A 20,434-nucleotide genomic window follows, 5' to 3' on the forward strand; every position below is an offset into this window, starting at 1 on the left:
CACGACGCGCTCTGCGAACGCGTATTATTGTGCGTAATGGATTAACCATAAGCTGCGACAGCCGATTTCGTTCGTTCTGGAAGAAGCCCGATGACCCATACTCCCACCATCGCCGCGACTCTGATCGTGCGGGACGAGGCAAGGTGTATCTTGCGGTGCCTGGACAGTGTCGCACCCTTCGTGGACCGGATGGTGGTCGTGGATACGGGATCGGTCGACGATACCGTGGCGATCGCGCTGGGAGCGAGGGCAGAGGTGCATCATGTGCCTTGGTCCGACGATTTCTCGTCCGCGCGCAACGAAGCGCTGCGACTGGCTGCGTCGGACTGGCATCTGGTGCTCGATGCGGACGAATGGATCGTGTCGGGCGGCGATAGCCTGCGCGATTGGTGCAAGGAGCCGGCGCGGCTGGGGCAGGCGTGCATCCACAGCGACGACGGTGACGGCGCAACCACGACTCGCAGCTGGATCACGCGGCTCTTACCGCGGGGCGTGTGGTTCGAAGGGCGGGTTCACGAACAGGTCGCCTCTGCTCTGCCTCGGGTGCGAACCGGCCTGCACGTCGGCCACGACGGCTATCGGTTGGCGCAGATCGCCCGCAAACAGGATCGCAACCACCGGCTGCTGCTGGCCGAACTTGCGACGCAACCCGGTGACCCGTATCTGCTCTATCAGTTGGGCAAGGATGCCGACATGCGCGGCGATGCCCTTGAGTCGGCGCGCCACTATGCGGATGCCGTGCCCGTAACGCCGCGATCGGCGGCATGGCGGCACGCGCTGATCACCTGCGCGATCCCTGCGCTCGTTAAGGCCGGACGGCTGGAGCAGGCGATGGCGCTGGCCGAGGCGGAGATGCCGTATTGGACCGGCTCACCCGATTTCTTCTTCGTGCTCGGCGACCTGCTGCTCGCGCGTGCGATCGCCGATCCGGCACGGGCGGTCGACCAGTGGCTACCGCTGGCGGTCGGGGCGTGGGAGCGCTGTCTGGCGATCGGCGAGCAGCCTGCGCTGGAGGGTAGCGTCGCGGGGCGGGGGAGTCGTCTCGCCCGGCACAATCTCCACGTGATCGGATCGCAGCTGGCGCTGCTGGCCGGCTGAACGTCAGGCGGCGCGCCATGCGCCCGGTGCGAGATCGTCCAGCATCCAGTCTCCGATGCGCCAGCGGATCAGCCTCAGCGTCGGGTAGCCGACGGCGGCGGTCATGCGGCGGACCTGGCGGTTGCGGCCTTCGGTGATGGTCAGCGACAGCCAGGTGTCGGGGATCGACTGGCGGACGCGGATGGGGGGTGTGCGGGGCCAGATGTCGGGCGGGGCGATGCGCTCGGCTTCGGCGGGGCGGGTGAGGCCGTCGTTCAGCATCACGCCGGACCGCAGCCGGTGCAGCGCATCGTCGTCCGGAAGGCCCTCGACCTGCACCCAATAGGTTTTCGGCAGCTTGAACTTGGGGTCGGCGATGCGGGATTGCAGGCGGCCGTCGTCGGTGAGGAGGAGCAGGCCCTCGCTGTCGCGGTCGAGGCGGCCGGCGGGGTAGACGCCCGGCACGTCGATATAGTCCGACAGGGTGGCGCGGGTGGTCGGACTGCCGCGGTCGGTGAACTGGCTGAGGACGTCGTAGGGCTTGTTGAACAGGATGAGGGTCACGGCGGTTCAGGCCGCGAGTTGCGTCATCCAGCCCTCGGCATGCGCGAATGCGGGGGCGTCGTCGACGTCGAGCCAGTCGAGATCGCTGCAATCGACGATCTTCGCCGAGCCCTCGGCGGCGAGGATGCGGACGCCTTCGGTGAGCGAGGGGCTGTCGAGCGTCGCCAAGGCTCCGAAGAAGCGCTGGGACACGGCGAAGATGCCGGTGTCGTAGCAATCGTGCGGGGTCAGGCCCTTGCCGATGGCGACGATCGCATCGCCACGGGTGGCGACGTTGGTGACGTCGAGCGGGTCGACCCAGGGATGGCCGAGGCGGCGGTCGATGCCAAGGCGGAGACCCATGCCGGCACCGGCCCTGGCGAGGCGGCGGTAGTGGCGCGGCTGGACGAGGTGATCGCACATCGCAAGCACTGCGCCTTCTTCACCGACGAGCGCGCGGGCGGCGAGCGCCGACACGCCGTTGGGCTGGTGATAGTCGGTCATCACCGTCACCACTTCCAGTGGCCATTGCCGACTGGCGAGATGCGCGGCGATCGCGTCGGCGCCATAGCCGAGCGACACGATCGCGCGCGTCAGACCCGCTGCCGCCATGCCGTCGAGGGCATGATCGATCAGCGCGCGCCCGGCGACCGGGCAGAGCGGCTTGAACGGCGTGACCGAACGGAGCCGGCTGCCCTGTCCGGCGGCGAGCAGCAGGCCCGTGGTTATCATCATGCGGCCTTGATGAAGTCCTCGACCGCGATCTGCGCGAGGTCGTCGGTCATCTGGTGGCGCGGGTGCTTGCAGAAATACGCGCTCGCGGGATCGATGACGCCGGCGATGCCGCGGTCCTTGGCGATGGCGGCGCAGCGGATCATGTCGATCGCGACACCAGCGCTGTTGGGCGAATCCTCGACCGACAGGCGCAGTTCGAGGTTCATCGGCACGCCGCCGAACAACTGGCCTTCCATGCGCAGGAAGCAGACCTTGTTGTCGTTCTGCCACGGCACGTAATCCGACGGGCCGATGTGGACGTTGTCGTCGTCCATGCGCTCGGCCGCGACCGACTGCACCGCTTCGGTCTTCGAGATCTTCTTCGATTCAAGACGGCGGTGATTCGACATGTTGAGGAAGTCGGTGTTGCCACCGGTGTTGAGCTGGTAGGTGCGGTCCAGCTTGACGCCGCGCTTGGCGAACAGGTCGGTCAGCACGCGGTGGACGATCGTCGCACCCAGCTGCGCCTTGATGTCGTCGCCGATGATCGCGACGCCGGCATCCTCGAACCGCTTGGCCCAGACCGGGTTGGACGCGATGAAGACGGGGATGTTGTTGACGAAGGCGACACCGGCTTCCAGCGCGCATTCGGCGTAGAATTCGGTCGCTTCCTGACTGCCGACCGGCAGGTAGTTCATCAGCACGTCGGTGCCCGACGCCTTCAGCTCGGCGACGATCTCGGCCTTGGTCGGCTGCGTGTCGTTGGCGACGATGAAGGTGCGGTCGTCCTTGTAGTCGGACATGTGCTCGGCGACGCCGTCCAGGACCGCGCCCATCTTCACGATCGTGCCGGTGGCGGGCAGGTTCGCGGCGAAGACGGCGGTGCAATTTGGCTTGGCGAAAACCGCCTCGGCCACGTCCTTGCCGACCTTGCGTGCGTCGACGTCCCACGCGGCGACGACCTTGATGTCCGAAGGCTTATAGCCGCCGAGTTCCCAGTGCATGAGGCCGACGAGATCGTTGGCGCCTTCGCGATAATGCTCCAGCCCCTGGACGAGCGAGCTCGCGCAGTTGCCGATGCCGACGATGGCGATGTTGATGCTCTTCATGAATGACCCTGTTCGCTTGAAAGTAGAATGGATTGCGGCGCGAGGCCGTGAACGAAGCGGCGTTCGACGCGCCGGTGAGCGGAGAGGCCGAGCGTGGCGATCACCGTCAACGGTACGATTTCGAACCACCAGAAGATGCGCGGATCGCCCGCGAGGCAGGCGATGCAGATCGCCCATACCCGGACGTTGGCGGTGAGCAAGGATTGCAGCCGCATCACCGGCACGGCGGCGGCGGCATATGCGGCGGCAAAGGCGCTACGGTCCTCCGCGGCGCCGAAGCGGCGTTCGAACGGCATCGAGAGGCGATCGACGCTGCCAGCGACGCTGTCGTAGAGGCGGACGAGCACCATGCCGGTTGGCTGCGGCACCACGGCGAGCGGCAACCCAAGGGCGCGGCGATGGAAGCGCGCGCGTTCGCCCTCGTACAGACTCGACTGCACCGCATGGGCGGCGGCGGCGGTGAGTGCGAGGACCCAGCCCTCCACCGTTCCCACCGTCCAGGCGAGCGAAAGATAGATCAGCGCGAAGACGCCATGGTCGCACAACCCGTCGAGCGTACGGCCGAGCGCGCTCGCCGTCTGCGTCGCGCGGGCGATCATCCCGTCGAGGCCGTCGGCGATCAGCCAGGCGACCGAGAAGACCAGCCCGACCAGCGCGAGCGCGGGATAATACCAGTTGGCATAGGCGATCGCCGCTACCGTCCCGCAGGCCAGTCCAGCCAAAGAGACCATGTTGGCGGAAATCCCATGCCGCAGGGCAAAGGGGAGCAAGGCGTGCGACGCGGGGTGAATCAGGTAGAGGTTCGATGGGTCCTCGATCCGGCGATCGCGTGAGCCATCCCGGGGAGGCGGTGTCATCAGGCGTTCATAATGCGCCGGTAACGGCGCAAACGCAATATTCTATGGAACGTTTCGCCGCAACTCGTCGAGCCACACGGCCGCCGTGCCGTCCGACGGTGCGCGCCAGTCACCACGCGGGCTGAGCGCGCCGCCGCCCGAGACCTTGGGACCGTTGGGGATCGCCGAGCGCTTGAACTGGCTGAGCTGGAAGAAACGCACGACGAAGCGCTCCAGCCAATGCTTGATGGTAGGCAGGTCGTAGGCGACGCGGGAATCGTTGGGAAAGTCCTCCGGCCATTGCCCCGCCTCGACATCGCGCCACGCATGCCACGCCAGGAACGCGATCTTGGACGGGGCGAGGCCGTAACGCACGACGTAATGGGCGAAAAAATCGTTGAGCGCGTAAGGCCCGATCATCGATTCGGTGCTCTGCATCGCTCCGGTGTCGGCATCGGCAGGCACCAGTTCGGGCGAGATTTCCTGCGACAGGATGGTCGAGAGCACCTCGTTGGTCGCCTCGTCATATTGCCCGGTGCGGATGCACCAGCGGATCAGGAACTGGATCAACGTCTTGGGCACGCCGCTGTTGACGGCATAATGGCTCATCTGGTCGCCGACGCCATAGGTGCACCAGCCGAGCGCCAGTTCGGACAGGTCGCCGGTGCCGAGCACGATGCCCCCACGCTGGTTGGCGAGGCGGAACAGATAATCGGTGCGCAGGCCCGCTTGCACATTCTCGAAGGTGACGTCGTACACCGCCTCGCCCTTCGCGAAGGGGTGGTCCATGTCGGCGAGCATCTGGCGCGCCGCAGGGCGGATGTCGATCTCGTCCGCAGTGCAGCCGAGCGCACGCATCAGCGCCCAGGCATTGCCCTTGGTGGCGTCGCCGGTGGCGAAGCCCGGCATGGTGAAGCCGAGGATGTCGGACCGCGGACGGCCCAGCCGATCCATCGCCTTTGCCGCGACGATCAGCGCGTGGGTAGAGTCGAGGCCGCCCGAGACGCCGATGACGAGCGTCTTCGACCTGGTCGCGGACAGCCGCTTGGCGAGCGCCTCGACCTGGATGTTGAAGGCTTCGTAGCAATCCTCATCGCGGCGGCCGGGATCGTTGGGGACGAAGGGAAAGCGGCGGACGGGGCGCTCCAGCCCGGTGTCGGCCAGCGCCGGCCGATGCGTGAAGCCGATCCGGCGGAAACGGGCCTCCGGATGACCGGCAGCGATCGCCGAATCGTTGAACGTGCCGTTGCGCAGTCGCTCCTGCACGATACGCTCGAGGTCGATGTCGGCGGCGACCAGCTCGGGCTCCTGCACGAACCGTCGCGATTCGATCAGCAGGTCGCCGAGCTCGTAGATCAGCCCCTGCCCATCCCAGGCGAGGTCGGTGGTGCTCTCCCCCGGCCCTGCGGCGGAATAGATATAGGCGCACGAGGCGCGCGCGGACTGCGCCTCGGCGAGCAGCATCCGCTCGCGACCCTTGCCGATGATGATGTTGGAAGCACTGAGATTGCAGCAGATCGTCGCGCCCGCCAGCGCACCGGCGGTCGATGGCGGGGTCGGCGCCCAATAATCCTCGCAGATCTCGGCATGGACGACGAAGCCCGGCATATCGTCCGCGGCGAAGATCAGGTCGGGACCGAACGGGACGTCAGCATCGCCGATCCGCATCGTCAGGTCGCGCAGGCCGAGCCCGGGCGCGAACCAGCGCTTCTCGTAATATTCGCGGTAGTTGGGCAGGAAGCTCTTCGGCACGACACCAAGGATGCGGCCGCGGTGGATGACGACGGCATTGTTGTAGAGCCGCCCGTTGCGGACGAGTGCCGCGCCTACGAGCAGCATCGGGGCAAGCGCAGCCGTCTGTTCGGCTACGGCGAGCACGGCCGCTTCGCTGGCGCGCTGTTGCGCCGATTGCAGGTGCAGGTCGTCGATCGCGTAAGATGTCAGGTTGAGTTCGGGAAACACGACCAGATCGATTCCGCGTGCATCGGCATCCTTTGCCATCACCACGGTCGCATCGATATTGGCGGTGATGTCGCCAACGGTCGCGAGCGGAGTCGCTGCGGCGACGCGGACCATCTGGTGGCGGTGGATCGAATGGAAGTCGGTCATGGAGGGTCTTGCTAGCCGGGTTGGATCGAGGGTTCCATCGCTGAACGCCCGTGGCCGTGGCGCGATCCTTTCGCCTTATGTTGCCTTCCGCGAACTCGGGCGTTCAGGTCGTCGCATCAACGGAGCATGACATGACCGACGACACCGCCATCGACACCCGCCGCCGCGAGATCGCGACCGAGCATCTGCTGTTCAAGACGATGGAATATGTCGAGGCGCGGCATCCCGGGCTGCTCGATTTTCTGGAAGCAAGTCTGGGGCATCTCGGCGATCCGGCCAGGGATGGGACGAAGGATGACGAAGCGGTTCGCGAGGTGGCGCGGCGGATGATCGTCGGCGCCCGGGCCGAAGGCATGGGGTCATCGCGTACGTGAACGCGTAGCGAGGGGAGCACAAGCAGGGAGGGGATCATCGCCGACGCAGGGATGAGGTTCGCTCCTGCTCGGTCATCCCGGACTTGTTCCGAGGTCCGCCGGGCGGCAAGGGATTCAGATCGAGCATCTGGCCCATCCTTCGCGGTCGGGTGGACCCCCGAGCATGTCCGGGGTGACTGAGGGGAAGTAATACAGTGATGATGACGACGGTATCTGGCATCCGCAATTGCGACACTATGAAGAAAGCGCGGGCGTGGCTGGATGCCGAGGGCATCGCCTATCATTTCCACGACTATAAGATCGCCGGGGTCGATCGCACCACGCTCGAAGGCTGGGTTGACCGGATCGGTTGGGAAGCACTGCTCAACCGCGCGGGGACGATGTTTCGCAAATTGCCCGAAGCGGACAAGGTCGGGCTGGATGCCGGCAAGGCGGTTGACCTGATGCTCGCGCACCCGTCGATGATCAAGCGGCCGGTGGTCGCGCATGGCGATACGCTGCTTGTCGGGTTTAGACCGGCGGAATGGGCGGCTGCATTCGGACGCTGACCCCCGCCCTGACTGGTTGCGCTTCCACGACGAACGGAGCAGCATGGCCCCAGCCAAGGAGAGGGGTGGAATGACCGGCTTTCACAAACCGATACCGGGATGGTTTCGCGTGATCGCGGTGATGCTGACGATCTGGGGCGTGGTCGGGGTGTTCGCGTGCGTGCAGCAGTTCCGGCTGGGCGCGGAGGCGATGGGTCCAGCGGACGATTACTACCGGCGGCTCTATGCGACGTTTCCGGCATGGTACAATTGGATATATGCGGTGGCGACGGGAAGCGGATTGCTTGCGGCGCTGGCGCTGCTGTTCGGGTCGCGGCTCGCACGGCCGCTGTTCGTGGTGTCGCTGATCGCCATCGTCGTTCAGTTCGGCTGGCTGTTCCTCGCGACCGACATCATCGCGGTACGTGGCGTAGCGCAGGTGGTGCCGTTCCCGGCGTTCATCGCCATGGTCGCAACTTTCGGAGTGTGGCTGTCGGATCATGCAGGGCGGCGGGGATGGATCGGGTGAGCGGGGCGCGGTAAAGCAAGACATGTCCACCACCTACACGATCGACACCGCGACCAGTCGCGCCAATCCGACGCCGGCGCCGCTGAAGCGGCTGACGGTGCCCGCGATCCGCAAGCGCAAGGGCGGCGAGCCGCTGGTGATGCTGACCGCCTATACCGTGCGGACCGCGCAGTTGCTCGATCCGCATTGCGACATGCTGCTGGTCGGCGACAGTCTGGGGCAGGTAATCTATGGTCTGCCATCGACGGTGCCAGTGACGCTCGAGATGATGGCGGCGCATGGCGCAGCAGTGGTGCGCGGCAGCTATCATGCGGTGGTGGTGATCGACATGCCGTTCGGCAGCTACGAAGCCTCACCGCAACAGGCGTTCGAGAGCGCGGCCTATCTGCTGAAGCAGACCGGCGCGGCGGCGGTGAAGCTGGAGGGGGGCGAGGCGATGGCACCGACGGTGCGCTTCCTGTCCGAACGCGGTATCCCGGTGATGGGGCATGTCGGACTGACGCCGCAGGCGGTGAACGTGCTCGGCGGCTATGGCGCCCGCGGCAAGACCGATGCCGAAGCCGTGAAGATCGTCGCCGATGCGACTGCGGTGGCAGACGCCGGCGCCTTCGCGGTGGTGATCGAGGGCGTGATGGAGCCGATCGCGATCCGCATCACCGAAGCGGTGGCATGCCCGACGATCGGCATCGGCGCGTCGGCGCAATGCGACGGGCAGGTGCTGGTGGCGGAGGATATGCTTGGCCTTTTCGAACGTACCGCGCGCTTCGTAAAGCGCTATGAGGACATGGCCGGCCGCATTTCCGCCGCAGCGCAGACCTATGCCGCCGAAGTGCGGGCGCGCAGCTTTCCCGGACCGGAGCAGATCTATCCGCCGAAAAGCTGATCGTTACGCTCCCTTTTGTTTCCCGGCCGCGACCGCTAAGGATGCGCGCCATTCCCCCGTATCTTGTTCCGGAGCCCTCCTTGGCCCTTACGCCGCAAAACAACGAAGCGTTCCTGCGCGAAGTCGACGACGAGTTGCGCCGCGACCAGTTGATGACCTTCTGGGAACGATACGGCCGTTGGACGATCGGCGCGATCGTGCTGGCGCTCGCCGCCTTCGCCGGGTTCCTCTACTGGCAGCATCGCAGGACCGAGGCGGCCGGGGTGCAGGGCGAGCAATTGCAAGCGGCGTTCGATGCGCTGGGCAACAGCCAGCCGGATCAAGCGGCGAAGACGCTGGCGCCGGTCGCCGCGTCGAAACGTGACGGCTATCGCGCGCTCGCGCGGATGACACAGGCCGATATCCTGTTGAGCAAGAAGCAGGACAAGGCCGCAGCGGCCAAATTCGCCGAGGTCGCGGCGGATACCGGCGTGGCGCAGCCATTCCGCGATCTGGCGCTGATCCGTCAGACCGCCGCCGAATATGACGCATTGAAGCCCCAGGTGATCATCGAGCGGCTGCGGCCGCTGGCAGTCCCCGGCAATCCCTATTTCGGCAGCGCGGGCGAACTGGTCGCGATCGCCTATCTGAACAGCGGGCGCAGGGATCTGGCGGGACAATTGTTCAGCCAGATTGCGCAGAACGACACGGTGCCCGAATCAATCCGTCAACGCAGCATTCAGATGGCGAGTTCGATGGGCGTCGATGCGGCTGCGGCCGCCGCCGCGGACGTCCGCGTCGTTACGCCCGCCAGCCTGCCCGCGGCACAACCCAAGGAAGCACCTGCGCAATGACGACGAAGTTCCGGGCCTCCGTAGGGATCGCTGCGCTGATGGCGGTGTCTGCTTGTGGTATTTTTAAGGGCGGTGGGCCGAAGAAGACGCCGACCGTTGGCGAACGCATTCCGATCCTCGCGTCGGAGAATGCGATCGAGGCGGACAAGACGATCGCGGACATCCAGGTGACGCTGCCTGCGGCGGTGGCGAACGATGCGTGGACGCAGCCGGGTGGCAATGCCGCCAAGTCGATGGGTCAGCTGACCCTCGCCGACAGCCCGTCGCGGGCGTGGCAGGCGACGATCAACGGCGGTTCCGCCCGCGAGCGGCTGGGTGCCGCGCCGGTGGTCGCCGACAACAAGCTGTTCGTCGTCGACGTGCAGGCACGGCTGCATGCCTTCGCTGCCAATACTGGCGCGAAGCTGTGGGATGCGGCGGTGAGCACCGGTGACGAGAACCGTCCGGCGCGGTTCGGCGGCGGCGCGAGCTACGAGGGCGGCCGGGTGTTCGCGACCGACGGCGTCGGCGACGTGGTCGCGTTCAACGCCGCGGATGGCAAGGAAGTGTGGCGGGCGAAGCCGGGTGGTCCGCTGCGTGGTGCGCCGACCGTCGCAAATGGATCGGTCTATGTCGTCAGCCAGGACAACCAGATCTTCGCGCTCGATCAGAGCGACGGCAAGGTGCAATGGGCGCAGTCCGGCACGCTGGAAACGCAGGGCGTATTCGGCGTCGCAGCGCCGGCGGCGGACAATCAGACGATCGTCGCCGGATTCTCGAGCGGCGAGCTGAACGCCTATCGCTACGAGAACGGCCGCGTGCTGTGGGGCGATGCGCTGTCGCGGACCTCGATCACGACGTCGGTGTCGAGCCTGTCGGACATCGACGCCGCACCGGTGGTCGACAATGGCCGCGTCTTCGCGGTCGGCCAGGGCGGGCGTATGGTCAGCCTCGATCTCGCGACCGGCCAGCGACTGTGGGAGCAGAATTTCGCCGGCATATCGACGCCGTGGATCGCGGGCGAATGGCTGTTCGTCGTCACCGACGATGCGCGGCTGGTCTGCCTCGCGCGATCGAACGGCAAGGCGCGCTGGATCGCGCAATTGCAGCGCTTCAAGAACGAGAAGAAGAGCAAGGGACCGCAGGTCACCTGGTTCGGCCCGGTGCTGGCGGGCAACAAGCTGGTGCTGACCAATTCGCTGGGTCGGGTGGTGTTCGCGTCGCCGAACGACGGCAGTGTGACGAGCACGATCGAGGCGAAGGACGTGTTCGCCCTGCCGCCGATCGTCGCCAACGGGACGCTGTACACGCTGGGCCAGTCGGGGAAGATTTCCGCGTATCGGTGACGTTCAACTCCTCTCCCGCGAGGGGGAGGGGGACCATTCGGCGTCCGCCGAATGGTGGAGGGGGAGGTAAGCGGCGTCTTCGGTAACGAAGTTCCTCGCTTGCCTCCCCCTCCGTCACGGCTTCGCCGCGCCACCTCCCCCTCGCGGGGGAGGACTTGTATTGCGGCCTCGACGCAGTCGGTTCCCTTATCGCGCCACTTCTTCTAGGAGCGCGGGATGTCCCGTCTCCCTATCGTCGCGATCGTCGGCCGTCCGAATGTCGGCAAGTCGACGCTGTTCAACCGTCTCGTCGGCAAGAAACTCGCGCTGGTCGATGATCGGCCCGGCGTCACCCGCGACCGGCGTGAAGGCGATGCGCACCTGATCGGTCTCGATTTCCGCGTCATCGATACCGCGGGCTACGAGGATCACGACGCGCAGACGCTACCCGGCCGGATGCGATTGCAGACCGAAGCGGCGATCGGGCAGGCCGATGTCGCCCTGTTCCTGTTCGACGCACGCGCCGGCATCGTGCCGCTCGACGAAGAGATCGCGCGCTGGCTGCGGTCGTCGTCCACCCCGGTGATCCTCGCCGCGAACAAGGCGGAAGGAAAGGCGGGCGAGCAGGGTATCCTCGAATCGCTGGCCCTCGGTTTCGGTGACCCCGTTCAGCTGTCCGCCGAGCATGGCGAGGGCATGGGCGACCTGTTCGAGGCGCTGCTGCCGCATCTGGAGCGCGCGATGGCCGCCATGCCGGAGGAAGAGGACGACGATCGTCCCGACGCACCGCTGAAGCTGGCGATCGTCGGCCGGCCGAATGCGGGCAAGTCGACGCTGATCAACCGCATGCTGGGCGAGGACCGGATGATCACCGGTCCGGAAGCCGGCATCACCCGCGATTCGATTGCGGTCGACTGGCTGTGGCAGGATCCGAAGGGCGAGCCCCGCCCCGTACGGCTGATCGACACGGCCGGCATGCGCAAGCGCGCCAAGGTGCAGGACAAGCTGGAAAAGCTTTCGGTCGCCGACGCGCTGCACGCGGTCGATTTCGCGGAGGTCGTCGTGCTGCTGCTCGACGCGACGCTGGGGCTGGAGGCGCAGGATCTGCGCATCGCCGACAAGGTGCTGGAAGAGGGCCGCGCGCTCGTCATCGCGCTGAACAAATGGGATATCGCCGAGAATGCGTCGTCGCTGTTCAATGGCGTCAAGCGGGCGCTGGAGGACGGCCTCAGCCAGGTGAAGGGCGTCACCGTGATGACTGTGTCGGGTGCGACCGGCAAGGGCATCGACCAGCTGATCCAGGCATGTTTCGACACGCGCGAGGCGTGGTCGAAGCGGGTCGGTACGGGCGAAATGAACCGCTGGTTCGAACGCGCGATCGAGGCGAACCCGCCGCCTGCACCGGGCGGCAAGCGGATCAAGATGCGTTACGTGACGCAGGTGAAGACGCGGCCGCCCAGCTTCGTGATCTTCGGCACGCGCGTCGACCAGCTGCCGGCGAGCTACGAACGCTATCTGGTCAATTCGATGCGCAAGGAACTCGGCTTCGGCGCGGTTCCGGTGCGGATCACGTTTCGCGCTCCCAAGAATCCGTTCGACAATAAGGATTAGGTCGAGCGCTCGGCAACGTCATGTTTACCGATGTGCAGGTAACACCGGGCCGAACCTGAGTGGGGTCGGGCCCGGGGCCGAGGGAGAAGGCAGTGTCGTTCGTAGGCAGCACGTTGGTGGATTGGGCGGCGTTCGCGCAGGCGCGAAGTGAGCTCGGTGCCGGGTTCGTGCGCATCCTCGGCTATTTTCGCGAGGACGGCATCAAATCGGTCGCCGCGATCGAACAGGCGATGCGCAGCAACAGCGCCGCCGCGATGGTCATCCCCGCGCATACGCTGAAGGGGGAATCACGGCAGTTCGGCGCCGATCCGCTGGCGGCACTGGCCGAGACGATCGAGGAGATCGCGCGCGATTGCGTCGAGCGTCAGGATACCTGCGAAGAGGCGCTTGAGCACGTCGTCCGGTTGCGCCCGCTGTTCTTCGAAACGCTCAATCTGCTGGAACGCGAGGCCAATCCGCTGGTGTCGCGGCGCCCCGCGGGCAGTGGATTCGGACGCAAGCCCGCGGGTCTTTGAGTGAGGGTTCCGCGGCGGTGGCGCACTGACCCGCACGATTGTCCGTCGGTTATCGATCCGTCATCGCGAAAATAGCGGAGAAATCCGGAGCGGCATCGGGATGTGCCCGATGGCCTCGGCGTTCCCGGGATGACAGCATTCCGGCAACCGGTTCGTGTCGCCGCGCCGGGATTTCCACACCACCGATGCCGGTGACGGCGTGCCAAGCCCTGGCGGGCCGCCTCTCGACGGACGATGGCGGCGCGCGCATAGCTTCGGGGTGATCATCGCCCTTTCGCACGGTCCGTCATGCCCCTAGCCGGCGTCAGCGCTGCCGACGAGATGGTGCCACGCGCGGTCGACCGGTCGCGACTGTTGCTGTTCGGGCTGCTCGGCTTTTCCGCCGGCTTGCCGTTCTACATGTTCTCCACGGTGCTGGCGCTGCGGCTGACGCAGCATGGCGTCGGGCTGGTCGTGATCGGCTTCTTCGCCTGGATCACGCTGTTGCCGACCGCCAAGTTCCTGTGGGCGCCACTGCTGGATCGTGTCGGCGTGCCCGGCTTCGCGCGGTTCTGGGGCAAGCGGCGCGGGTGGATCATGCTCGCGCAGTTCGGCATCGCGACGTCGCTGGTCGCGCTGGCGATCGGCAGCGACGATCGCAGCCTGCCGCTGACCGCATTGGCGGCAGTGCTGCTGGCGTTCTGGACGACGACGCTGGAGGTCGCGGCGGATGCATGGCGGATCGAGGTTGCGCCGACCGCAGGCGACCAGGGGCCGATCGTGGCCGCCAATCTGTGGGGCTATCGCAGTGCGATGGTCGCGGCGGGCAGCGGTGCGCTGATCTTCGCCGACGGGGCAGGGTGGGCGGCCGCTTACCTGTTGATCGCCGCCGCCGCATTCGTACCGTTTCCCATCCTTGCGACGATGCGACCCGACGTGGCCGGCGGGGGTGGGCGGATGGTGGCACTCGCGACCGGACTGGCGGCGAGCGTGCTGATCCTGCTGGGTGTGGCGGCCGCGGCCGGCATGATCGGGTGGATCGTGCTGAGCGTGGCCGATGCGTGGGGCATCGATTCGCGCAGCAACGTGACGCCGGCGGTGCTGATCGTCTGCCTGTTGCCCTTCGTCGCGATGGCGCTGGCCTTGCCCCGTATCCGCCGCGCCGCGCCGCAGGATCCACTGCGCCGATCGGCGGCGGTCGGTCCGTATGTCGATGTATTCTGGCGATATGGCTATGGCGCGCTGGCGGTGCTTGCGTTCGTCTCGCTCTATCGCATGGGCGACGTGCTGGCGCTGACCCTGTCCAAGCCGCTGGTGAAGGCGGCGGGCTATAGCCTGCGGGCGATCGGTATCGCGGACGGCGCGGTGGCGTTGGCGGCGAGCATGGCGGGCGTGGCGCTGGGCGGCTGGCTGGCGACGCGCTGGCGACAGGGATGGGCGCTGGCGCTCGGCGCATTGCTGGCGGCGTTGGGCAATTGGGGGTTCGTGTGGCTGGCGCACCAGCCCGCCGGCACCGCCGTGCTCTATGTGGCGACGGCACTCGATCAGTTCGGCAACGGGTTCGCGGGGGCGGTGTTCGTCGTCTACCTCTCGATGCTGGTCAATCCGCGCTATCCGGGCGCGCAATATGCGTTCCTGTCGGGGTTCGCCTTTCTGTTGCCGCGGCTGCTGGCGGGGGCATCGGGGTCGATGCAGGCGGCGATCGGCTATGACGGATTCTTCCTGCTGTCCGGTGCGCTCAGCCTGGCGGCGATCGTGCTGCTGCCGTGGGTGACGCGCCTGCGCCCTCATGCCGACGACACGGCCGCGTGATCGACGTGGCCTTCGCACCCGCCGCGGCGGCGGTGGCACGGGGAGACCTGCCCGGCGCGATATTGGGGCTGGTGACCCGCGCGGGTGTGCGTGCGGTGCGAACGGCCGGGCATGCTGTGCTGGTGCCCGGACAGGAGTTGCTGACCCGCGATCACTGGTTCGATCTCGCTTCGCTGACCAAGGTGATCGCGACGACGACGATGATCCTGACGCTCGCCGAACAGGGGCGGATCGGGCTCGATCGCCCGCTGACCGACGCGATCCCGGATCTGCGGCAATATGACGTGGAGGGGGCGGCGGAGCGGCAGCTGACGTTTCGCGACTGCCTGTGTCACCGGACGCATCTGCCGGCGGTGGCGCCGATCTACACGTACGGCGACGATCCACAGCGGCTGCGCGCGTTCGTCCTGCAACGCGAATGGCCGGCAGGGCCGGCGGTCTATTCCGACATCAACTTCATCCTGCTCGGCATCGCGATCGAGCGGATCACCGGTGCGCCGCTGCGCGCCTGGCCGTTACCCGAGGGGTTGGGATATGCTCCGGTCGACGGCCCGGTCGTGGCGACCGAGGCGTGCCCGTGGCGCGGTCGGGTGCTTTGCGGCGACGTGCATGACGAAAATGCGGCGGCACTGGGCGGTGCGGCGGGACATGCCGGCTTGTTCGGCACCGTCGACGGCGTGCTCGATTTCGCGCGGGGATTGCTCGACGGCACCGGTGCGTCACCCGCGCAGTTGCAGGCGATCGTCGAGCGGCAGCAGGGCGACCGCACCTGCGGCTGGGAGCGGCGCTTCGCCGGCTGGCATGGCGGGGAGGCCTGTTCGGACCGGACGATAGGCCACACCGGCTTCACCGGCACGGGGCTGTGGATCGACATGGATCGCGGCCTTGCCTGGACGTTGCTGACCAACCGGGTGCATCCGACGCGGCATCGCGACAGCGGCATCTTCGCCTTGCGTCCCGCGGTCGGCGATGCGGTGATCGCCGCATATGACGCCGTCTGACGCCGGTCGGGACGCGCTCAGTCGATCGATCCGGTCGCGAGATAGCGGTTGAGCCAATCGCCGATGGCGGCATTGTCGCCTGGTGCCGCCATCGATCCCAGCGCGCGGCTGCGCAACGCGTCGTCGATATCGGGAGCGGCATGTGCGCCGATCAGGGCGCGACCATAAGCGGCGTCGAATTCGGGATGGAATTGCAACGTCAGCGCCTCGCCGTGCGGATAGGCGAGTGCGGCACAGGGGGTGAAGGCGGTCGACGCGATCACCGTGGCTCCGGCGGGCGGTTCGATCACCTGATCCTGATGCGAGGCCATCGCCGCGACCTGTGGCGGCAGTCCGGCGATCGGCCGTTCCAGCACGTAGCGCGTGATGCCGAGACCCCATCCCTGCGGGGCTTTTTCGACGCGTCCACCGAAGGCGTGTGCGATCGCCTGATGCCCGAAACAGATGCCGATCAGGCGGGCACGCCCGCGTGCGGCGCGCAGGAAGGCGGCAAGCGATCCGGTCCATGGCAGGCCGTCGTTGACCCCGGCCGCGGATCCGGTGACGACATAGGCGTCGCATTCGCCCGGATCGCCGGGCAGGCCGCCGGCGCGAACGTCATAGCGGGTGTAGAGGTGGTCCGGACCCAGCAGCCGTGCGACCATGCCGGCGTAATCGCCGTGCTGTTCCGAAAGATCGCCGGGTGGTGCGCCGGTTTCGAGAATACCGATATGCATGAGCGAATGGTCCGACCGATGCCGTCGCAGGATACAGCGGGGGAGAATCCGGATACGCCGATGGACTCGATCCCCCGCGTCCCCAACGCACCGCTGCCGGTTTCACCGGCGGGCTCCGCTCCATATATCTCGTTGACGGTGCGTTCTGGACGGATGCGGCCTACGCCGGAACGCGAACAAAAAAAAGACCGGTCAAAGACCGGCCGGAAAGTTTTTAGGAGAGGATGCCTGAAAGGCACAGTCGTTGTGCATCGCAGCACGGGTTCATGCAATTGCAAAATACGCAATCCAGCGTTCGTGCCGTGCAATCGTAGCGCTATCATTGCCAACGTGCCGATGGTTGCGCGCCGCCTGTCATTCTCATAGCCGGGATCGATCATGCATATTTTTTCCACCATCTTCGCGGTTGCAGCGCTGTCGACAGCAGCGTCTGCCGCCGCGCCGCGTGAACCGGCGATCGTCCGGGTGCGTCTCGAAACCCCTTATGGCCCGATCGTGCTGGCGCTGGAGGCACGGCGCGCGCCGAAAACGGTCGCCAATTTCATGGGCTATGTCGACGACAAGCGTTTCGACGGGATGAGCTTCTATCGCTCCGCACGCAATCGCAGCGCGCCGACCTATGGCTTCATCCAGGGCGGCATCCGCACCGACGCGCGCCGCATCCTGCCGCCGTTCCCGCTGGAAACGACGGCGATGACGGGGATCAGGCATGTCGACGGCACGATTTCGATGGCGCGCCGCGCGGATGCGGGATCGGCGGGCGGCAATTTCTTCATCACCGTCGGTCCGATGCCCAGCATGGACGCGAAGGGCGCCTACCCCGGCTATGCGGCGTTCGGCCACGTCGTGTCGGGAATGCCGGTGGTGAAGCGTATCCTGGCGCTGCCGACGGGTGGCGGCATGGGCGGGCAGTTATTGCTCCGTCCGATCAAGCTGATCGCCGCCCGCCGGCTGAACGGCACGCCGCACCCCACCGGTCTGGTCAAGCCGTGGCTGGTGAAGACGAAACCGGCCGCGGCAAAGCCTGCGCCGGCTCGACCGGCACCAAGATAGGACAGGATGAGCAACCAAATTCCGGTCGTGCGGTTATCCAGCATCATCATGAGGAGGATCACCGATGAAGACTGGATTGCTAAGCCTGCTGGCCGCAGTGGCGATGGTATCGCCGGTCGCGATGGAGCCTGCCGCCGCACAGCGCGGCGACTATCGCTGGCAGGGTGACAGGGGCCGCAACTGGGAACCGTCGCAGCATTACCGGTCGGGCAAGTATCGCGAGCGGCGCCTCGGACGCAACGACCGGATCTACAAGGGCCGTGATGGACGGGCCTATTGCCGGCGCAACGACGGCACGACCGGGCTGGTGGTCGGCGCATTGGGCGGCGGCGTGCTCGGGAATCTGGTCGGCGGCGGCACGCTTGGCACATTGCTCGGTGCCGGCGGCGGCGCGGTACTGGGTCGGTCGATCGATCGCGGCAACGTAAAGTGCCGTTGATGTGAGACAGGGCGGCCACGAGGCCGCCCGCCTTCAATACGCGTCGGCGATCAGCAACAAGGCCGCATCGACGGCTGCGCTCGCCGACGCATCCGCAGGCATGTCGTTGGCGAAACTCGCGAAAACGAGATTGCGCCCGCTGCGCGCCTGCATGAAGCCGGACAGCGCCGACGCGGCGTTGAGCGTTCCCGTCTTCGCACGCAGCCGGCCAGCCAGCGCCGTGCCTGCGAACCGCCGCCGTAAAGTGCCGTCCACGCCCCCCACCGGCAGCGTCGCCTGCCACGCCGAGCCCCATGGCCGGGTCTGCGTCCAGCGGAGGAACCGCGCCATGCCGCGCGGCGACATCCGATTGTAGCTCGACATGCCCGAGCCATCGGCAAAGTCGTATCGCCAGCGTTCCACCCCGGCGCGCGCCAACATCGCCGCGATGCGGACCTGTCCATCGGCGATCGATCCGCTGCCGTCGATCCGGCCGATCCTGCGCAGCAGCAACTCCGCGTGCAGATTCTGGCTCACCCGGTTGGTCAGCAGCAGATCCCCGGTCAGCGGGAGAGGGATCGCGCGGGCGAGCGCCGGAGGGGCGGGCGGCCGGACGACGGGCGCAGCGCCGCGCAGGACAGGATCGTCGTCGGGGCCAGCCGCACGATGGCGAACCCGCACCATTCCCGCGACGCGAACGCCCCGTGCCAGCAGCATTGTCCGGAGGCGCCACGCGGCATAATCGGCCGGGTCGTCGATGCCGACGCGCAACGTCTCCGGGGCGGAACCCGGTGCAATGGTGCCGTCGAGGCGCAAGGTCCGGCTGCCCGGCATCCGATCGTAGGAGATCGCAGTCCGGCCGCCCGTCGTGATGCGGTTGTCGATCATGAAATAGGGCAGGGCTGCGATGAGCGCCACACCGTGTCCGTCGGGCGAAGGCGTGACGGTGACACGCAATTCATTGTCGTCCAGCGTCAGCGCCGACACACCGGTGCCCGATCGGGTAGGGATGTTGTTCCAGCTCATGCCGGGGCTCCAGCGCTGGTCCGGGAACAGGCTGTCGTCGCCGATCACATCGCGCACGCGCCGTGTCCGTGCGGCGACCGCATCGGCCAGCGTTGAAAGGCAATCGTCGATACAATCCGTCGCGCTCGACAATCGGGCATCGCCATGTCCGGCGAGAATCACGTCCGCGCCTTCGACCCTGACAGTCGCGCCGGCATCCGTGTCGGGCAGGGTGACGTCACCGAGCGAATCGAATGCGGCGGCGGTCGTCGCGATCTTGGTGTTGGACGCGGGAACGAAGCGGTCGTCAGGCGCGATCGCGACGATCTCGCGGCCGGTATCGTCGAGGACGACCAGTCCGAAGCGCGTGCCGGGTCCGTTCGCCCGCAAGATGGCGGCCACGCGATCCTGCAACGTCGTCGGCTCGTCCGCCGCTGCCGGTGTCGTCAGCAGCGTCGTCGCCGCTGCAAGGATCGCAATTGCCCGCATCGGACGACAGCGTACCCGCCGCCGTCCGATGCGCAAGCCGGTCAGCCCTTCAGATAGGGAGCAGCGCCGGACTTCGGCGAATCGTGCTCGCTGATCGAATTCAGCTGGATGTAGTTGTGGATACCCATGCGCTCGATCATCTCGAACTGGCGCTCCAGCGTGTCGACATGCTCTTCCTCGCTGGCGAGGATGCGGGCGAACAGGTCGCGGCTGATATAGTCGCGTACCTCTTCGCAATAGGCGATCGCGCCCTTCAGCTGTTCGACCGCTTCCAGTTCCATCGCGAGGTCGGACTTAAGCACCTCCTCGACGGTTTCGCCGATGCGCAGGCGACCGAGCAGCTGGAAGTTGGGCAGGCCATCGAGGAACAGGATGCGCTCCGACAGCCAGTCGGCGTGCTTCATCTCGTCGATCGATTCCATCCGCTCGTATTGGGCGAGCTTGTAGACGCCCCAATGGTCGAGCATCCGGTAGTGGAGCCAATATTGGTTGATTGCAGTCAGTTCGTTCCTGAGCGCTTCGTTCAGGAATTCGATGACCCGTGGGTCGCCCTTCATCGCCATGACTTTCTTACCCTTTTCGGATCATCCGTTACGGAGCCGGTCTAGGCGTCAAATGGCCGTGGCCGCAACCCTGAAAATGGCGGATTTCTGCGGGTTTCAGATGCTGCGAACGTTATGCAGCAGCGCGTTCGGTATCGATAATGGCTCGCGCTACCACGGTGCATTGCCCGCATTTCGCCTGACAGCCGAGCGAGCGATACGCCTGACACGCTGTCATGCAGCCGCTGCGCGCGGCGGCGCGGACCTGGGATTCCCGGATGGCATTGCACACGCAGACGACCATGGATGCTCCTTCGCTTCGCCCCATCGAATAGGGCTAATGCGAGGCGCTCGCAAGTGAATATGCGACTGATTCGCAGTCGCTGACGCACGGTTCGTCGCAACGGCCTTCAGTCCTCCCCCGCAAGGGGGAGGTGGCAGCGAAGCTGACGGAG

At 66.5% G+C, this 20,434-nt stretch carries 22 protein-coding genes; 13 read left to right on the forward strand and 9 right to left on the reverse strand.

The window, feature by feature from the left end; all coding sequences use genetic code 11:
• Positions 1 to 90: 90 nt before the first annotated feature.
• Positions 91 to 1,098, forward strand: a complete 1,008-nt coding sequence (locus tag NF699_18620; GenBank protein ID USU05016.1) for a glycosyltransferase family 2 protein — start codon at positions 91 to 93, stop codon at positions 1,096 to 1,098.
• A 3-nt stretch (positions 1,099 to 1,101) separates the two neighbouring features.
• Here NF699_18620 and NF699_18625 read toward each other — a convergent pair whose 3' ends face one another.
• The 5 genes from NF699_18625 to NF699_18645 are packed head-to-tail and all read right to left on the reverse strand — an operon-like array spanning position 1,102 to position 6,388.
• Complete coding sequence (locus NF699_18625) at positions 1,102 to 1,641, reverse strand: pseudouridine synthase (protein USU05017.1); 540 nt, start codon at positions 1,639 to 1,641, stop codon at positions 1,102 to 1,104.
• Positions 1,642 to 1,647: 6 nt separating this feature from the next.
• Positions 1,648 to 2,355 carry an NTP transferase domain-containing protein gene (locus tag NF699_18630; protein USU05018.1) on the reverse strand — a complete coding sequence of 236 codons (708 nt, stop codon included), beginning with the start codon at positions 2,353 to 2,355 and terminating at the stop codon, positions 1,648 to 1,650.
• The gene (locus tag NF699_18635) at positions 2,352 to 3,443 is read right to left on the reverse strand and encodes an inositol-3-phosphate synthase (GenBank protein ID USU05019.1); all 1,092 of its coding nucleotides are present in this window, start codon (positions 3,441 to 3,443) and stop codon (positions 2,352 to 2,354) included. The genes NF699_18630 and NF699_18635 overlap by 4 nt, the downstream gene beginning before the upstream one ends.
• Entirely contained in the window at positions 3,440 to 4,300 is an 861-nt protein-coding gene (locus NF699_18640; protein ID USU05020.1) for a CDP-alcohol phosphatidyltransferase family protein, read from the reverse strand. Before NF699_18640 ends, NF699_18635 begins: the two co-directional genes overlap by 4 nt.
• A gap of 42 nt (positions 4,301 to 4,342) precedes the next feature.
• The gene (locus NF699_18645; protein ID USU05021.1) at positions 4,343 to 6,388 is read right to left on the reverse strand and encodes an NAD(+) synthase; all 2,046 of its coding nucleotides are present in this window, start codon (positions 6,386 to 6,388) and stop codon (positions 4,343 to 4,345) included.
• 131 nt (positions 6,389 to 6,519) lie between these two features.
• Here NF699_18645 and NF699_18650 point away from each other — a divergent pair, with 131 nt between their 5' ends.
• From NF699_18650 to NF699_18695, 10 genes are all read left to right on the forward strand, one after another.
• The gene (locus NF699_18650; protein USU05022.1) at positions 6,520 to 6,762 is read left to right on the forward strand and encodes a hypothetical protein; all 243 of its coding nucleotides are present in this window, start codon (positions 6,520 to 6,522) and stop codon (positions 6,760 to 6,762) included.
• A 197-nt stretch (positions 6,763 to 6,959) separates the two neighbouring features.
• Positions 6,960 to 7,310: an ArsC family reductase gene (locus NF699_18655; GenBank protein USU05023.1), complete on the forward strand. Its 351-nt coding sequence runs from the start codon at positions 6,960 to 6,962 to the stop codon at positions 7,308 to 7,310.
• Between the two features lie 70 nt (positions 7,311 to 7,380).
• A complete protein-coding gene (locus tag NF699_18660) occupies positions 7,381 to 7,818 on the forward strand; it encodes a hypothetical protein (GenBank protein USU05024.1) in 438 nt (145 codons plus the stop codon).
• A 22-nt stretch (positions 7,819 to 7,840) separates the two neighbouring features.
• Positions 7,841 to 8,701 (forward strand): 3-methyl-2-oxobutanoate hydroxymethyltransferase, encoded by an 861-nt coding sequence (panB, locus tag NF699_18665; GenBank protein ID USU05025.1) that lies wholly within the window; start codon positions 7,841 to 7,843, stop codon positions 8,699 to 8,701.
• 80 nt (positions 8,702 to 8,781) lie between these two features.
• Complete coding sequence (locus tag NF699_18670; protein USU05026.1) at positions 8,782 to 9,534, forward strand: tetratricopeptide repeat protein; 753 nt, start codon at positions 8,782 to 8,784, stop codon at positions 9,532 to 9,534.
• Positions 9,531 to 10,859, forward strand: coding sequence for a PQQ-like beta-propeller repeat protein (locus tag NF699_18675; protein USU05027.1), 1,329 nt, complete (start codon positions 9,531 to 9,533; stop codon positions 10,857 to 10,859). Before NF699_18670 ends, NF699_18675 begins: the two co-directional genes overlap by 4 nt.
• A gap of 216 nt (positions 10,860 to 11,075) precedes the next feature.
• A complete protein-coding gene (gene der, locus NF699_18680; protein ID USU05028.1) occupies positions 11,076 to 12,449 on the forward strand; it encodes a ribosome biogenesis GTPase Der in 1,374 nt (457 codons plus the stop codon).
• 92 nt (positions 12,450 to 12,541) lie between these two features.
• Positions 12,542 to 12,964: an Hpt domain-containing protein gene (locus NF699_18685; GenBank protein USU05029.1), complete on the forward strand. Its 423-nt coding sequence runs from the start codon at positions 12,542 to 12,544 to the stop codon at positions 12,962 to 12,964.
• A 288-nt stretch (positions 12,965 to 13,252) separates the two neighbouring features.
• The gene (locus tag NF699_18690) at positions 13,253 to 14,755 is read left to right on the forward strand and encodes a permease (GenBank protein USU05030.1); all 1,503 of its coding nucleotides are present in this window, start codon (positions 13,253 to 13,255) and stop codon (positions 14,753 to 14,755) included.
• On the forward strand, positions 14,752 to 15,756 hold the full coding sequence (locus tag NF699_18695) for a beta-lactamase family protein (GenBank protein USU05031.1): 1,005 nt from the start codon (positions 14,752 to 14,754) through the stop codon (positions 15,754 to 15,756). Before NF699_18690 ends, NF699_18695 begins: the two co-directional genes overlap by 4 nt.
• Before the next feature lie 17 nt (positions 15,757 to 15,773).
• On the opposite strand, the gene NF699_18700 is transcribed toward NF699_18695, so the two are convergent.
• Entirely contained in the window at positions 15,774 to 16,472 is a 699-nt protein-coding gene (locus NF699_18700; protein USU05032.1) for a type 1 glutamine amidotransferase, read from the reverse strand.
• 378 nt (positions 16,473 to 16,850) lie between these two features.
• Between NF699_18700 and NF699_18705 the strand changes: the two genes are divergently transcribed.
• Both NF699_18705 and NF699_18710 read left to right on the forward strand, forming a co-directional pair.
• Positions 16,851 to 17,525, forward strand: a complete 675-nt coding sequence (locus NF699_18705; protein USU05033.1) for a peptidylprolyl isomerase — start codon at positions 16,851 to 16,853, stop codon at positions 17,523 to 17,525.
• A 64-nt stretch (positions 17,526 to 17,589) separates the two neighbouring features.
• Entirely contained in the window at positions 17,590 to 17,964 is a 375-nt protein-coding gene (locus tag NF699_18710; protein ID USU05034.1) for a glycine zipper 2TM domain-containing protein, read from the forward strand.
• A 33-nt stretch (positions 17,965 to 17,997) separates the two neighbouring features.
• On the opposite strand, the gene dacB is transcribed toward NF699_18710, so the two are convergent.
• The 3 genes from dacB to NF699_18725 all read right to left on the reverse strand — a co-directional run bounded on the left by dacB (position 17,998) and on the right by NF699_18725 (position 20,283).
• Complete coding sequence (gene dacB / locus NF699_18715) at positions 17,998 to 19,437, reverse strand: D-alanyl-D-alanine carboxypeptidase/D-alanyl-D-alanine-endopeptidase (GenBank protein ID USU05035.1); 1,440 nt, start codon at positions 19,435 to 19,437, stop codon at positions 17,998 to 18,000.
• Positions 19,438 to 19,478: 41 nt separating this feature from the next.
• Positions 19,479 to 19,994, reverse strand: coding sequence for a bacterioferritin (gene bfr / locus NF699_18720; protein ID USU05036.1), 516 nt, complete (start codon positions 19,992 to 19,994; stop codon positions 19,479 to 19,481).
• 118 nt (positions 19,995 to 20,112) lie between these two features.
• Positions 20,113 to 20,283 (reverse strand): (2Fe-2S)-binding protein, encoded by a 171-nt coding sequence (locus tag NF699_18725; GenBank protein USU05037.1) that lies wholly within the window; start codon positions 20,281 to 20,283, stop codon positions 20,113 to 20,115.
• Positions 20,284 to 20,434: the final 151 nt, after the last annotated feature.

It is taken from the genome of Sphingomonadaceae bacterium OTU29LAMAA1, assembly GCA_024072375.1.
Classification (GTDB): Bacteria; Pseudomonadota; Alphaproteobacteria; order Sphingomonadales; family Sphingomonadaceae; genus Sphingomonas.

What these genes read in the sequence shown, in the direction of transcription:
- dacB (USU05035.1), bottom strand. Translation starts at nt 19,437, where the DNA reads ATGCGGGCAATTGCGATCCTTGCAGCGGCGACGACGCTGCTGACGACA.
- NF699_18635 (USU05019.1), bottom strand. Translation starts at nt 3,443, where the DNA reads ATGAAGAGCATCAACATCGCCATCGTCGGCATCGGCAACTGCGCGAGC.
- panB (USU05025.1), top strand. Translation starts at nt 7,841, where the DNA reads ATGTCCACCACCTACACGATCGACACCGCGACCAGTCGCGCCAATCCG.
- NF699_18675 (USU05027.1), top strand. Translation starts at nt 9,531, where the DNA reads ATGACGACGAAGTTCCGGGCCTCCGTAGGGATCGCTGCGCTGATGGCG.
- NF699_18640 (USU05020.1), bottom strand. Translation starts at nt 4,300, where the DNA reads ATGACACCGCCTCCCCGGGATGGCTCACGCGATCGCCGGATCGAGGAC.
- NF699_18650 (USU05022.1), top strand. Translation starts at nt 6,520, where the DNA reads ATGACCGACGACACCGCCATCGACACCCGCCGCCGCGAGATCGCGACC.
- der (USU05028.1), top strand. Translation starts at nt 11,076, where the DNA reads ATGTCCCGTCTCCCTATCGTCGCGATCGTCGGCCGTCCGAATGTCGGC.
- NF699_18655 (USU05023.1), top strand. Translation starts at nt 6,960, where the DNA reads ATGATGACGACGGTATCTGGCATCCGCAATTGCGACACTATGAAGAAA.
- NF699_18630 (USU05018.1), bottom strand. Translation starts at nt 2,355, where the DNA reads ATGATGATAACCACGGGCCTGCTGCTCGCCGCCGGACAGGGCAGCCGG.
- NF699_18700 (USU05032.1), bottom strand. Translation starts at nt 16,472, where the DNA reads ATGCATATCGGTATTCTCGAAACCGGCGCACCACCCGGCGATCTTTCG.
- NF699_18710 (USU05034.1), top strand. Translation starts at nt 17,590, where the DNA reads ATGAAGACTGGATTGCTAAGCCTGCTGGCCGCAGTGGCGATGGTATCG.
- NF699_18645 (USU05021.1), bottom strand. Translation starts at nt 6,388, where the DNA reads ATGACCGACTTCCATTCGATCCACCGCCACCAGATGGTCCGCGTCGCC.
- NF699_18705 (USU05033.1), top strand. Translation starts at nt 16,851, where the DNA reads ATGCATATTTTTTCCACCATCTTCGCGGTTGCAGCGCTGTCGACAGCA.
- NF699_18620 (USU05016.1), top strand. Translation starts at nt 91, where the DNA reads ATGACCCATACTCCCACCATCGCCGCGACTCTGATCGTGCGGGACGAG.
- NF699_18690 (USU05030.1), top strand. Translation starts at nt 13,253, where the DNA reads ATGCCCCTAGCCGGCGTCAGCGCTGCCGACGAGATGGTGCCACGCGCG.
- NF699_18725 (USU05037.1), bottom strand. Translation starts at nt 20,283, where the DNA reads ATGGTCGTCTGCGTGTGCAATGCCATCCGGGAATCCCAGGTCCGCGCC.
- NF699_18660 (USU05024.1), top strand. Translation starts at nt 7,381, where the DNA reads ATGACCGGCTTTCACAAACCGATACCGGGATGGTTTCGCGTGATCGCG.
- bfr (USU05036.1), bottom strand. Translation starts at nt 19,994, where the DNA reads ATGAAGGGCGACCCACGGGTCATCGAATTCCTGAACGAAGCGCTCAGG.